The following is a 12,770-nucleotide window of genomic DNA, read 5'->3' on the forward strand; positions in this document are numbered from 1 at the left end:
TGAATCTCCGACCCGGGGCCGCGGGAGTGCTCCGAGGTGCTGGCCCGGGGCGTCGGCGGCCATCGGAAAAGGTTGCGCTCAGCCCCTGGATTGAGACCCGAGTCACGCCTAGGTTCTGAAGGCTATGAGTGATCGCTCGACCGAACCGGATCGAACCGACACCGAGCCCGCCCCGGGGCTGGCGGGCAAGCGGGCCTTGGTCACCGGAGCGGCCAGCGGGATCGGCGCCGCGGTGGCGCGGCGGTTGGCGACCGCCGGGGCGGAGGTCGTCGCCGTCGACCGGGCCGCGGCCAAGGTCGAAGCGCTGGCCGCCGAGGTCGGCGCCGAAGCGCTGGTGGTCGACCTCGACGACCCGGAGGCCGCCGCGGAGCTCGGCGGCCGCGCCGACATCGTGGTCAACAACGCGGGCATGCAGCACGTGGCACCGATCCACGAGTTCCCGGCCGACGTCTTCAGCAGCATGCTGCGGGTGATGGTCGAGTCGCCGTTCCGGATCGTGCGCGCCGCGCTGCCGGGCATGTACAGCCGCGGCTGGGGGCGGATCATCAACATCTCGTCCGTGCACGGCCTGCGCGCCTCGCCGTACAAGAGCGCGTACGTGACGGTCAAGCACGCCATCGAAGGGCTGTCCAAGTCGATCGCGCTGGAGGGCGCGGCGTACGGCGTGACCTCGAACTGCCTGTGCCCGGGCTTCGTGCGCACCCCGCTGGTGGAGCGCCAGGTCGCCGAGCAGGCACGGCTGCACCGGGTCCCCGAGGCCCAGGTGGTGGAGGACGTCCTGCTGTCGCGCACCCCGGTGAAGCGCCTGGTGGAGCCAGCCGAGGTGGCCGACCTCGCGCTCTGGCTGTGCGGACCCGGCACGGCGTCCGTCAGCGGCGCCTCGTTCTCCATCGACGGCGGCTGGACCGCGAACTGAGGATCCCGGGTCGGCAGAGAGGACACCGCGATGGCAACCGAATCATCTCCGGCGAGATCGTCCACCGCTCGCGTGGTGGTGGCGAGCCTGGTCGGCACCACCGTCGAGTGGTACGACTTCTTCCTCTACGGCTCGGCGGCCGCGCTGGTGTTCAACAAGCTGTTCTTCCCGGCGCACGACCCGCTCGTGGGCACCATGCTGGCCTTCATCACCTACGCCGTCGGGTTCATCGCGCGGCCGCTGGGCGGGCTGGTGTTCGGCCACTACGGCGACCGGCTCGGCCGCAAGAAGCTGCTGGTGCTGAGCCTGATCATGATGGGCGGCGCGACGTTCCTGATCGGCCTGCTGCCCACGTACCAGGCGATCGGGGTGGCCGCCCCGCTGCTGCTGACCGCGCTGCGCCTGGTGCAGGGCTTCGCGATCGGCGGCGAGTGGGGCGGGGCGGTGCTCATCGTCTCCGAGCACGGTTCCGCCGCGAACCGCGGTTTCTGGGCGTCCTGGCCGCAGGCGGGCGTGCCGCTGGGCAACCTGCTGGGCACCGCGGTGCTGGCGGTGCTGGCCGCGGTGCAGAGCGACGAGGCGTTCCTGGCCTGGGGGTGGCGGATCGCGTTCCTGCTGTCCGGGGTGCTGGTGCTGATCGGCCTGTGGGTGCGGTTGGCGGTCGCGGAGTCGCCGGTGTTCCTGGAAGCGGCGAGGAAGGCGGCCGAGCAGGGCGCGGCGGACAAGCCGCCGATCCTGGAGGTGCTCCGCCGGTACCGCAGCGAGGTCCTCACGGCGATGGGCGCGCGGTTCGCGGAGAACGTCGTCTACTACGTGCTGACCTCGTTCGTGCTCACCTACGTCGCGACGTTCCTGGAGCTGCCGCGGGCGGTGGCGCTGAACGCGTCGCTGATCGCCGCGGTGGTGCACTTCATCAGCATCCCGCTGTGGGGCGCGCTGTCGGACCGGGTCGGGCGGCGGCCGGTGTACCTGGTGGGCGCGATCGGCACCGGGGTCTGGGCGTTCGCGTTCTTCACCCTGCTGGACACCAAGTCGTTCTTCGTGATCACCCTCGCCACCACCCTCGGCCTGGTGTTCCACGGCGCGATGTACGGCCCGCAGGCCGCGTACTTCGCGGAGCTGTTCGGCACCCGCGTGCGGTACTCGGGGGCGTCGATCGGCTACCAGCTGGCGTCGATCGTGGCCGGTTCGCTGGCCCCGATCATCGCGACCGCGCTGCTGGCGGGCTTCGCCTCGGCCGTGCCGATCTCGATCTACGTGGCCCTGTGCTCGCTGGTCACCATCGTCGCGGTGGTGCGCTCCCCGGAGACCCGCGAGCGCGACCTGGCCGCCGACCACGGCGTCTGACCCGGGCGAATCTGTGCGAGGCGGAGGTGGCGAGGAGGGTTCGCGGAGTGGTCATCGTCAGGCAAGCGGCGCCAGCCGCTTTCGGCGGTGAACAGTGACCGCGGAGGGCGACCGGCACCAATCTTTAGGCGTCGCATGCGCCGCAGGCGCATAGCCCACCCTCGCAACCGGCACCGCCGCGGGTTCTCAGAGGTCGCCTGGCGAGGACAGCCCGTTCGCCGTGTATTTGGACATACATAAAAACGGGATCCCGCAGCCAGGCGGCCTCTGAGGTTCCGCTACCGGCACCGCTACGCAAAAGGACCGCGGTATACGCTGTTTTCAGTGGCCGAGGCGGCCGCGGCCCAGGCGGAGCAGGATCATCGCGAGCTCGCGGCCCTCCGGGCCGAGCTCCCGGTAGCGGGCGAGCACGTCCATCTCGCGGTTGTAGACGATGCGCGGGCCGCCGGCGGCCATGCGGGCCTGGCCGATCTGGCGGGAGATCTCGGCGCGGCGCTTGATCAGGCGCAGGATCTCCGCGTCCAGGTGGTCGATCTCCCCGCGGAAGTCGTCGATGGTGGCCGCGGCCTGCTCGGGCGAGGTCTGCTCGGCCTGCGGCCGGTCACCGTCCACTGTGGCGTTCATCGGGCGTTGTCCTCCGGATCCGGCCCCGGCCCCGTCCCCGGCCCGGGAACGCGAAACGCCCCGGGTCCTAGGGACTCCGAGGCGTTCGTAGTGGTTTTCGAGCTCACGCAACTACGGGCGCCGGAGTCCCGGGCCCGTAGAAAAACTCGTAAGTCTGCGCTCGCACGAATCCAGTGTGCCACAACTCGCCTGCGCACAGCGATGAGGTGGGCCACTCATCCCACTGGGTGAACAACGCGGCCTTCGATCACTTGTTCGAGTTATTCCCCTTGGGTTCGCGCTGACCTGCCGGGATCGTGGGGTCCATGGAGATCAGAACGCATTCCGCCCAGCGCAGCTGTCCACCGGCTCCGGCGCCGACCGCCGCGAGGCCTGCCGTCGAACGCCGCGGATCACGAACAGGCCCGCGGCGAGGGCTGCTGCGATGGTCAGCGCGACCATCGTCCAGCCGTAGCCGACCGCGCGCGCCGCTTCGCCGAACGCCACCGCGACAGCGGTCTGCACGCCTGCCCAGAGCATCGCCGCGATCGCGACGAGGCCGAGGAAGCGGCGGTAGGGCATCCGCAAGGTGCCCACCACCGCCGGGACGACCGCGTGCACCACCGCGACGAAGCGCATCGTGATCAGCGCCCGGCCGCCGGACTCCTGCACGACCTGCTCGGCGGTCCGCCACCGGCGGTCGCCGATCTTCCGCCCCGCCCAGGTGTTGCGGAGACCGGGGCCGACCAGGCGGCCCAGCCAGTAGCCCCCGCTCGATCCGATCAGGTTGCCCACCACCGCCGCGGCGAACAGCGCGGGCGCCCAGCCCGCGCCCAGGACGGCGACGGTCAGCAGCAGGGTCGCCTCACCGGGGATCAGCACACCGATGAAGAGGGAGGTTTCCAGCACGAGCAGAACCATTGCCGCCAGCACGCACAGCCACGGGTTCAGCGTCGCGGCCCATGCGATGAACTCCCGGATCGCGAGGTCGATCTGGTTGATCAGGTGCATGCACGGCTCATTCCGCAGTGGGTTCGGGCGGGGGTCGAGAACCACCGTCCCGTTCGGTACCGCGCTGCGGATCGGGGGAGTCCCTGAGCCGTTCCCGGAGTTGCTCTCCGGCGGGGCTGACATCGGTGGTCGGGGCCCGCAGGTCCGACCTGCGCCCCGGTGCCGGACGGGCCGGTCTCAGGAGCAGGCGCACGCGACAGCACGTTCTGCGGCGGGGTGAGTGGTCGAGTGCCCATTGTTGATCTTGATGTCCGTTGTGCGCAAGTCGGGGTCCGGTCGCCGGTTCTCGGCGGCCCCGGCGCCGCGGCTGGTCCGAGTCGTCGGCGTCCTGGCGCACTGCTGCCCGCGACCCCGCCGGGGGCGGGCCCGGAACCGCGGGAGGACGCCGTGCCACGGGATTCGGGCTTTGTCCGGGGCGGCCGGTAACGTGGATGAGCGATGAGCACCCCACTCGACCTCCAGTGGAACAACGACCCGTTGTCGTCCGCCGAACCCCGCCCCGCCGGGCAGCGCGGCCCGGACCCGGAAGCCCTGCTCGCCGGTCTGAACCCGCAGCAGCGCGACGCGGTGGTGCACACGGGTTCGCCGCTGCTGATCGTGGCGGGTGCCGGGTCGGGCAAGACCAGGGTGCTGACCAACCGCATCGCCTACCTGCTCGCGGGCGGGGCGCACCCGGGCCAGATCATGGCGATCACCTTCACCAACAAGGCCGCGGCCGAGATGAAGGAGCGCGTCGCCGAGCTGGTCGGGCGCCGGGCCAACGTGATGTGGGTGTCGACGTTCCACTCGATGTGCGTCCGGGTGCTGCGCCGCGAGGCCAAGGTCCTGGGGCTGTCGTCGAACTTCTCGATCTACGATGCCGACGACTCCCGGCGGCTGATCACCATGATCGCCCGGGAGCAGGACCTCGACTCCAAGCGCTACCCGGCGCGCACGCTCGCGGTGCACATCTCGAACCTGAAGAACGAGCTGCTGAGCCCGGAGGCCGCTGCGGAGCAGGCGGGCAACGACATGGAGCGCAAGGTCGCCCAGGTCTACGCCGCCTACCAGCGCCGGCTCGTCGAGTCCAACTCGATGGACTTCGACGACCTGATCATGCGCACGGTGGAGCTGCTGCAGAACCACCCCGCGGTCGCCGAGCACTACCGGCGGCGGTTCCGGCACGTGCTGGTGGACGAGTACCAGGACACCAACCACGCGCAGTACGTACTGGTCCGCGAGCTGGTGGGCACCGAGGTGACCGAGAGCGGCGTCGAACCCGCCGAGCTGTGCGTGGTGGGTGACGCCGACCAGTCGATCTACGCCTTCCGCGGCGCGACGATCCGCAACATCGAGGAGTTCGAGCGGGACTACCCGGCGGCCCGGACGATCCTGCTGGAGCAGAACTACCGCTCCACGCAGACGATCCTGTCCGCCGCCAACGCGGTGATCCGGCGCAACCCGAACCGCCGGGACAAGCGGCTGTGGAGCAACGCCGGGGACGGCGAGCCGATCGTCGGCTACGTCGCGGACAACGAGCACGACGAGGCGGCGTTCGTGGCGGGCGAGATCGACCGGCTGGTCGACTCGGGCGACGCGACGTTCAACGACATCGCGGTGTTCTACCGGACGAACAACCAGTCGCGGGTGTTCGAGGAGGTGTTCATCCGGCTCGGCCTGCCCTACCGCGTCGTCGGCGGGGTGCGCTTCTACGAGCGCCGCGAGGTCCGGGACGCGCTGGCCTACCTGCGGGTGCTGGACAACCCCGACGACACGGTGAGCCTGCGCCGCATCCTCAACGTGCCCAAGCGCGGCATCGGGGACCGGGCGGAGGCCGTGGTCGCGGTGCACGCCGAGCAGGAGCGGATCTCCTTCGCCAAGGCCCTGCGCGACGCGGCGGACGGCCGGGTGGCGCTGCTGAACACCCGGGCGCGGAACGCGATCTCAAGCTTCGTGGCGCTGCTCGACGAGCTGCAGCAGGTGGCGGCGGAGTCCGACGTCGCGGAGATCCTGGAGCAGGTGCTGGAGCGCACCGGCTACCGGGCCGAGCTGGAGGCCAGCGACGACCCGCAGGACGCCACGCGGGTGGAGAACCTGACCGAGCTCGTCACGGTGGCGCGCGAGTTCACCGAAGCGCGCGCGGGTGCGCCCGCGACCGGAGCGGAGGGCGAGGCCGACCCGTCGGCGGAGGCCGTGGTCACCGCGCCGGTCCCGGCCGCCGAGGACGACGAGGAGCTGGCGCTGGGCCTGCCCGCGGACGATTCGCTGTCGGCGTTCCTGGAGCGGGTCTCGCTGGTGGCGGACGCGGATTCGCTGCCCGAGTCCGGCGACGGCGTGGTCACCCTGATGACCCTGCACACCGCGAAGGGCCTGGAGTTCCCGGTGGTGTTCTGCACCGGCTGGGAGGACGGGATCTTCCCGCACATGCGGGCGCTGGGCGAACCCGCCGAGCTGGCCGAGGAGCGCCGCTTGGCCTACGTGGGCATCACCCGAGCCCGGCAGCGGCTGTACCTGTCCCGCGCGCTGATGCGGTCGGCGTGGGGGCAGCCGATGACGAACCCGGCGTCCCGGTTCCTCACCGAGATCCCGGAGGAGCTGCTGCACTGGCGCCGGATCGAGCCGGAGCGCGCCGCTCCGCAGGTGCGCAGCACCTGGGGCAGCCGCGGCGGCTTCGACCGCACCGGATCGGACTCGGCGCAGGCCGGGCTGTCCGCCCGCGGCATGCGCAGCACCGGCATGAAGGGCTGGAAGGACACCGTCTCCATCAAGCTGGCGGCCGGTGACCGGGTCACCCACGACAAGTACGGCCTGGGCACGGTGGTGTCCACCGAGGGCGAGGGCCCGCGGGCGACCGCGACCATCGACTTCGGCAGCGCCGGAACGGTGCGCCTCATGCTGATCGGCAGCGTCCCGCTGACCAAGCTCTGACCCGACGAGCCGAACGGGGTCCGTCCCAAGTGGACCGAACCCGGCGCGGCCTAGCGGAGGTCGGCGGCTGCCTTGCGGAGCAGCCCCAGCAGCCAGCGGTGCGCCGCGTCGACGTCGTTGCGCGGGTGCCAGGCCATGCCGATGTCCAGCGGTGGTAGTTCGAGCGGCACCTCGAAGGTGTGCAGCCCCGCGTGTTGCGCGGCGGATTCCGTTGCGAGGCAGACGAGATCGGTGGTGCGGGCGAGCACCAGCGCGGTGGCGTGGCTTGGCAGCACGACGGCGACCCGGCGCCGCAGCCCGAGCTCGGCGAGCCGGTCGTCGACTGGCCCGTGGGCCTTGCCGCGCCGCGACACGCTGACGTGCGCTGCGGCGGCGAACCGCTGCGCGGTGACCGGGCCTCGGGTCAGCGGGTGCCCCGGCCGGACCGCGCCGACCAGCCGCATGGTCGTAAGCGGCGCGGTGCGGGTCTCCGGATCCAGGTGATCGAGGACCCCGACCTCCACGTCCACCGTGCCGTCCCGCAGCGCCGAAGTTCCTTCAACGAACTCCGACGCGAATCGCAGCACCAACCCGGGCGCTGCCTCGGCCACCAGGGACAGCAGCGCGGGGGTCAGCGCCCCGGACAGCAGATCGCTGGTCTGGAGGGTGAACGCGCGGGTCAGGGTTGCCGGGTCGAACTCGTTCCCGGGGGTGAGCAGTGCGCGGGACCGCTCGACGACCGCGTGCACCTCGTCGCGGAGCTCCACGGCGCGCGGCGTCAGCACCATGCGCTGCCCGGCGCGCACCAGGAGCGGATCGCGCAGGATGCGGCGGATCCTGCCGAGGGTGCGGCTCAGCGCCGCGGGGGAGGTCTGCAGTTGTTCCGCCGCGCGCGTCACGCTCTGCTCCCGGAGCAGGGCGTCCAGCGCGACCAGCAAGTTCAGATCCATCGTGGACATTCACGGACTCCGCTGCGCGACACCGTTCACATTCGACGTGAACGGTCTGGACCACCTGCATTATTGCGCGCGGCGCAAGGATTCCGTGCCGATCCGGCGATGGCGGCCGGTGCTGCTCGGCGTCGAAGGTGGAGGTCGAGCCCGCACGAGCAGCGGGTACCCGGAGCAGACTGGAGAACGAATGCGCACCGCAGACGTGCTGGCAGTGGTCAGCCAGAGCGGCCCGTCGGTCGACTTCTTCGACGCCACGACCCACCGGCACCTCGAGACCGTCGAACTGCCCGCAGAGCCGCACGAGCTGTGCTTCGACCCGGAGAACCGCGTGCTGTACTGCCCGATCACCTACCGCTCGGGCTACTACCACGCGAACAGCGGCCGGGCGTCGGAGCTCGTGGTCATCGACCCGGACGCGCCCGAGGTCGTCGACGTCATCGACCTCGCACCGGAGCACGGCCCGCACGGCCTGGCGCTGGACGGCCCCAACCGGCGGCTCTACGTCAGCGTGGAGGAAGGCCCGGCCGGGCCGGGCGGCGTGGTCGTGCTCGACACCCGGAGCCGCGCGCGGATCGGTCGCATCGACACCGGAGCGCCCGGCCCGCACTGGTTCGCCATCACCCCGGACGGCAGCCGCGGGTACGCCAGCAACAAGGAGGCCCCGTTCATCTCCGCGGTCGACCTCAAGACCGGCCGGATGCTGCGCCGCGTGCCGGTCCCGGGCAGCGAAGGGATCGCGATGTCCCCGGACGGCACCCGGGCCTGCGCGGCGACCCCGTACAACGACGTGAAGAGGACCTCCCCAGCGCCGACCGGCGTCGTGGTGATCGACACCGCCGCGGACGAAGTGATCCGGACCGTCCCGACCGACCGCCAGGTGATGCCGGTGCACATCACCAGCACGGGCCTCCTGCTGGCCGGTGAGCTGCGGACCTCCCGCAGTGAATCGGCGCTGGGCGGGCAGGAGCGGGGTCGGCTGCTGGTCTTCGCACCGGACGGCTTTGAACCGCTCGGCGCGGTCGAGGTGGGGAAGTTCCCGCTCACCATCACCTCGTCACCCGACGGCACCCGCGCCTACGTCTCCGCGGTGGTGTCCTCCGAGGTGACCGTGGTCGACTTGGCGAACCTCGAGGTCCTGGCGACACTGCCCGTCGCCCGCCGAGGAGAGCCCGGCGCGCACGGTCTCGCCTACGTGCCCGGCCGCGGGTGCTTGGGCTCGTAAAGCCCGATCTCCGCGCCGCTGGGCAGCCGGAACGCGGTGAGCAGCCCCCACCCCTCGTTGCTGACCGTGCGGGTGATCTCGACCCCCTGGTCCTGCAGCTCGCCGATGGTCACGGCGATGTCGTCGCACATCAGGTAGAGCTGGCAGGTGGGGTCGGCGTCGGTGGGGTGGGTGGCCAGTTCGGCGGGCGGCAGCCCGAAGATCAGCCACCCGCCCCCGGCGTCCACGGACTCGAACCCGAGCACGTCCCGGAGGAACGCCCGGTCCCGCTCGGCGTCCCGGCTGAACAGCAGCAAGTGCGCCCCGTTGATCATCGCCCAAGACCTCCTCGCCAAACCGTCCCACGAACCCCCCAAGACCGCTGGCCAGCGGCGGGCTGACTGCGTGGGGCGTATCGCCGCTTGGGTGTTGGTGGTGGATCCGCTGGTGGAGGTTTCGGCGGTGTCGCCGCTTGGGGATCGGTGGTGATACCGGGGTCGGCCTTGCGAGGAGGGGTGACGTTGCGTGGGGGCTGCTTTTGGGTTCAAAGCGGTGGGTGGTTGCTTTGCGTGGTGTTGCAATTTCAATCGAAATTGCCGCCGTTCTCGACGGAGCCTGCGGTGGGGCGGTGAGGCAATTTCAATCGAAATTGCGGACGTCACCACCCCTCGTACGGCCGTCCGAAGTGTGGACGTCACCACCCCTCCGGCGGCCGTCCGAAGTGCGGACGTCGCCGCCTCTAGCACGGCCATCCGAAGCGTGTGTTCATCGTTTTGAGGTGGATGGTTGTGATCGTGCGTTGGGTGGTTGTCAGAAGCGGTAGCGCAGCATTCGGCCCATCCTGCGGATCGCGGTGATGTGGCCGGACGCTCGGAGGGCCGCGCGCATCGGTGCTGGGTAGCGGTCCAGTTCTGGGGCGTCGGTGAAGGACCACTCGGTCACCAGCTTCAGGCCGGGGACGCTGGTTTCCAGGTCCTTCGGGTTGTCGATGCCCCAGTGCAGCCGGGCTCCGGCGTGCACCACGGCCGGGTTGAACCGGTTGGACAGCCGGACGCCGAGGGTGCTGAAGGCGTCGAAGATCAGCTCGCCGCTCGGGAAGTGGTGGGTGATCCGGCGCAGCAGCGCCAGACCGTCCTCTTCGGACAGGTACATCACCAGCCCTTCGGCGATCACCAGAACCGGTTGGTCGCCGGGGATTTCGTCGAGCAGGTCGGGTGCGGTCACCGAGGAGCCGATGGTGCGGCGGTGCGGCGAGGCCGGGAACAGCTTGTCGCGGAGGTCGATCACGTCCGGCTGGTCGACGTCGTACCAGTCGACGCCCTCCGGTGGTGCGACGCGCTCGAACCGGCTGTCCAGGCCGCACCCGAGGTGCAGCACCGTCATGCCGGGCTGCAGCGCCTCCCTGGTCCAGCCGTCGATCACGTTCGCGCGCATCGCCACCGAGGCGGCGTTGCGGGAGCTCATCTTGAACTTCGAGAAGTCGAAGTCGATGCGCTGCACCGCTTCGTCGGCCCAGCGGTCGCCGAGCATCGGGTGGTCGGAGCGGTTGTCCAGGGCGCGGAGGTAGACCGTGGCCAGCATGGTCGCCTGGGCCCCGGTCAGCTCGACCTTCTCGCGCGGTTCGTGCTCGAAGCTGAAGCGCAGCAACCGCATCGCGTCGCGCAGCGGCGGAATCGCGTTCATGACCTTCGCGCTGACCCGGTTCGCGGTCGACATCTTCGCCACGCCGGGCAGGTTCATCAGCGGTCGCTGGTCGCGCAGCCGGAGACCGGGCACCCGGAGTTCGAGCGCGTGCGGATCACCGATGCCCCAGTGGAACTCGGCGCCGGTGCTCTGCAGGAATCGCGAGGCGCGCGCGGCTTTGGCGGCCCACGGCAGCACCACGTCGAACATCATCTCGCCGACCTGGAAGCGCTCGACGAGCCGCCGCAGCATGGCGACCCCGTCCGCTTCGGTCAGGTACATGGTGAGCCCCTCGGCGATGACGAGCGTCGGTCGACCGGTGGGGATCTGGTCGAGCCACCCCGGATCGGTCGCCGAGCTCGCGATGGTGCGGTAGTTCCCCGGCGGCTCCGGGTACAGCCGGTTCCGCAGCTCGATCACGTCGGGCAGGTCGACGTCGAACCAGTCGACCCCGCCCGGCAGGTCGAGCCGGAAGGCCCTGCTGTCCAGGCCGCAGGCCAGGTGCAGCACCACGGCGTCGGGGTGGTCGGCCAGGTAGTCGGCGGCCCAGGTGTCGAGCTCCTTGGCGCGCAGGATGATCGCCATCCGGTCGCCGGAGCTGAGCTTGAGGCCGGGGAAGTCGAAGTCGATGTCGTTCAGCAGCCGGTCCGAGGTCTCGTCGCCGAGCACCGGGTCGGGCCTGCGGTTGTCGAGCGCCCGCGCGTAGAGCGGACCGAGGAGGGTTTGCTGCGCACCGGTCAACCGGATCTGTTCGGACACGAACCCGAAGCTACACTCGGTTCACAAAGTTGTGAAATTAAGAACGCGTATAAATTGTTTCCGTGCGCGAGGAAGCTGGTGAGGATCGGGGCATGGCCGAGCAGCGGGATCCGGACGCCGTCCGGCAGTTCGTCGAGCGGTTCGCGCTGGACCTCACCGGTGCCGGGGTGCCGCGCATGGCGGCGCGGGTGTTCGCCAGCCTGCTGGTCGCCGACGAGGGGCGGCGCACGGCGGCGGAGCTGGCGGAAGTCCTGGGGGTGAGCCCGGCCGCCGTCTCCGGCGCGGTCCGCTACCTGACGCAGGTGAACCTGGTCGCGCGGGAACCCGTCCCGGGGCAGCGGCGCGACCACTACCGAGTGCTCGACGACCTCTGGTACGCCAGCATCATGAACCGCGAGGCGCTGCTGGAGGGCTGGGAGCGGACGCTGGCCGAGGGCGAGGCGGCGCTCGGCGACTCGGCGGCCGCGCGCCGGCTGGCGGAGACGCGCGAGTTCTTCGAGTTCTTGCGCGGGGAGGTCCCGGCGCTCATGCAGAAGTGGCACCGGCAGCGGCGGTCCTGACCGCGCGCCGGTGCCACCCGGTCACGCGGGCGAGATGCCGCGGGACTGCATCCAGGGCAGCGGGTTGATCTTCTTGCCGCTGGAGTTCCAGACCTCGAAGTGCAGGTGCGGGCCGGTGGAGAAGCCGCGGTTGCCCATGGTGGCGATCTGGTCGCCGGCCTTGACCTTCTCGCCCTCGTTCACCGTGATGGTGTTGACGTGGCCGTAGACGGTGATCGTCCCGTCCTCGTGCTGCACCCGGACCCACAGGCCGAAGCCGCTCGCCGGGCCCGCCTCGATCACGGTTCCGTCGGCGACGGAATAGATCGGGGTGCCCTTGGAGTTGGCGATGTCGATCCCGTAGTGCGTGGTGCCCCAGCGCCCGCCGAACCCGGAGGTGAACGTGCCGGTCGTGGGAGGGACGAACTTGGGGGCCCGGGCCGCCTCCTCGGCGGCGATGCGCGCGGCCTCGCGCTCCTGGGTGATCCGCTCGCTCTTGTTGAGCTTCTCGACCTCGGAGCTGACGTCCGAGACCTGGGCGATCGGGAGCATCGCCGGAGCGGGGGCACTACCGCCGACGCCGTTGTAGCCGGACTGCTCCTCGGCCATCGCCGTGTTGAAGGAGGCCGAAGCGTCCGCGGGGTTGAAGTCGTCGCGGTGGTCCGGGGCGGCGTGTCCTTCACCCGCGGCCAGCGATTGCCCGGCAGCTGCGAAAGCGCCAGCGGCAACGGCGGCCACGACCACGCGGCCGCGCCAGACGGATGCAGTTGAGGGGCCCCGGTTCCTGCCCGGACTACTGGAGGGGTCGTCGGGGGACGCCTCCGGGTGGTCCGGAACTCGTTCTTCGCCGCCGGGGGAGCGGTGCTGAGCCA

General features: G+C 70.8%; 11 protein-coding genes. 5 read left to right on the forward strand and 6 right to left on the reverse strand.

All coding sequences use genetic code 11. The features are described from left to right. Nucleotides 1-124 precede the first annotated feature (124 nt). Nucleotides 125-916 carry a 3-hydroxybutyrate dehydrogenase gene (locus F1721_RS14770; protein WP_150067227.1) on the forward strand — a complete coding sequence of 264 codons (792 nt, stop codon included), beginning with the start codon at nt 125-127 and terminating at the stop codon, nt 914-916. A gap of 30 nt (nt 917-946) precedes the next feature. Beyond that, nucleotides 947-2,263 carry an MFS transporter gene (locus F1721_RS14775; protein ID WP_150067228.1) on the forward strand — a complete coding sequence of 439 codons (1,317 nt, stop codon included), beginning with the start codon at nt 947-949 and terminating at the stop codon, nt 2,261-2,263. A 321-nt stretch (nt 2,264-2,584) separates the two neighbouring features. Here F1721_RS14775 and F1721_RS14780 read toward each other — a convergent pair whose 3' ends face one another. Together F1721_RS14780 and F1721_RS14785 are read right to left on the reverse strand one after the other, a co-directional pair. Then, nucleotides 2,585-2,887: a chorismate mutase gene (locus tag F1721_RS14780; RefSeq protein WP_150067229.1), complete on the reverse strand. Its 303-nt coding sequence runs from the start codon at nt 2,885-2,887 to the stop codon at nt 2,585-2,587. 312 nt (nt 2,888-3,199) lie between these two features. Continuing rightward, nucleotides 3,200-3,877 carry a DedA family protein gene (locus F1721_RS14785; protein ID WP_150067230.1) on the reverse strand — a complete coding sequence of 226 codons (678 nt, stop codon included), beginning with the start codon at nt 3,875-3,877 and terminating at the stop codon, nt 3,200-3,202. 438 nt (nt 3,878-4,315) lie between these two features. On the opposite strand from F1721_RS14785, the gene F1721_RS14790 reads away from it, so the two are divergent. After that, nucleotides 4,316-6,784 carry a UvrD-helicase domain-containing protein gene (locus F1721_RS14790; RefSeq protein ID WP_150067231.1) on the forward strand — a complete coding sequence of 823 codons (2,469 nt, stop codon included), beginning with the start codon at nt 4,316-4,318 and terminating at the stop codon, nt 6,782-6,784. 50 nt (nt 6,785-6,834) lie between these two features. Here F1721_RS14790 and F1721_RS14795 read toward each other — a convergent pair whose 3' ends face one another. Continuing rightward, the gene (locus F1721_RS14795; RefSeq protein WP_342782931.1) at nt 6,835-7,722 is read right to left on the reverse strand and encodes a LysR family transcriptional regulator; all 888 of its coding nucleotides are present in this window, start codon (nt 7,720-7,722) and stop codon (nt 6,835-6,837) included. A gap of 181 nt (nt 7,723-7,903) precedes the next feature. Here F1721_RS14795 and F1721_RS14800 point away from each other — a divergent pair, with 181 nt between their 5' ends. After that, on the forward strand, nt 7,904-8,938 hold the full coding sequence (locus tag F1721_RS14800) for a YncE family protein (protein WP_150067232.1): 1,035 nt from the start codon (nt 7,904-7,906) through the stop codon (nt 8,936-8,938). Here the strand turns inward: F1721_RS14800 and F1721_RS14805 are convergent. Then, nucleotides 8,905-9,252 carry a VOC family protein gene (locus F1721_RS14805; protein ID WP_150067233.1) on the reverse strand — a complete coding sequence of 116 codons (348 nt, stop codon included), beginning with the start codon at nt 9,250-9,252 and terminating at the stop codon, nt 8,905-8,907. The two genes, F1721_RS14800 and F1721_RS14805, sit on opposite strands and share 34 nt — an antisense overlap. A gap of 475 nt (nt 9,253-9,727) precedes the next feature. Then, entirely contained in the window at nt 9,728-11,359 is a 1,632-nt protein-coding gene (locus tag F1721_RS35085; protein WP_246154892.1) for a class I SAM-dependent methyltransferase, read from the reverse strand. Between the two features lie 92 nt (nt 11,360-11,451). On the opposite strand from F1721_RS35085, the gene F1721_RS14815 reads away from it, so the two are divergent. Next, complete coding sequence (locus F1721_RS14815; protein ID WP_150067234.1) at nt 11,452-11,919, forward strand: GbsR/MarR family transcriptional regulator; 468 nt, start codon at nt 11,452-11,454, stop codon at nt 11,917-11,919. A gap of 21 nt (nt 11,920-11,940) precedes the next feature. Here the strand turns inward: F1721_RS14815 and F1721_RS14820 are convergent, their stop codons facing one another. After that, nucleotides 11,941-12,642: a M23 family metallopeptidase gene (locus F1721_RS14820; protein ID WP_150067235.1), complete on the reverse strand. Its 702-nt coding sequence runs from the start codon at nt 12,640-12,642 to the stop codon at nt 11,941-11,943. Between the last annotated feature and the right edge of the window lie 128 nt (nt 12,643-12,770).

The sequence above is a fragment of the Saccharopolyspora hirsuta genome (assembly GCF_008630535.1).
Taxonomy (GTDB): domain Bacteria; phylum Actinomycetota; class Actinomycetes; order Mycobacteriales; family Pseudonocardiaceae; genus Saccharopolyspora; species Saccharopolyspora hirsuta.

Bases quoted from the DNA above. Each gene is read 5' to 3' on its own strand.
- F1721_RS14770 (WP_150067227.1), top strand. From the start codon at position 125: ATGAGTGATCGCTCGACCGAACCGGATCGAACCGACACCGAGCCCGCC.
- F1721_RS14775 (WP_150067228.1), top strand. From the start codon at position 947: ATGGCAACCGAATCATCTCCGGCGAGATCGTCCACCGCTCGCGTGGTG.
- F1721_RS14780 (WP_150067229.1), bottom strand. From the start codon at position 2,887: ATGAACGCCACAGTGGACGGTGACCGGCCGCAGGCCGAGCAGACCTCG.
- F1721_RS14785 (WP_150067230.1), bottom strand. From the start codon at position 3,877: ATGCACCTGATCAACCAGATCGACCTCGCGATCCGGGAGTTCATCGCA.
- F1721_RS14790 (WP_150067231.1), top strand. From the start codon at position 4,316: ATGAGCACCCCACTCGACCTCCAGTGGAACAACGACCCGTTGTCGTCC.
- F1721_RS14795 (WP_342782931.1), bottom strand. From the start codon at position 7,722: ATGTCCACGATGGATCTGAACTTGCTGGTCGCGCTGGACGCCCTGCTC.
- F1721_RS14800 (WP_150067232.1), top strand. From the start codon at position 7,904: ATGCGCACCGCAGACGTGCTGGCAGTGGTCAGCCAGAGCGGCCCGTCG.
- F1721_RS14805 (WP_150067233.1), bottom strand. From the start codon at position 9,252: ATGATCAACGGGGCGCACTTGCTGCTGTTCAGCCGGGACGCCGAGCGG.
- F1721_RS14815 (WP_150067234.1), top strand. From the start codon at position 11,452: ATGGCCGAGCAGCGGGATCCGGACGCCGTCCGGCAGTTCGTCGAGCGG.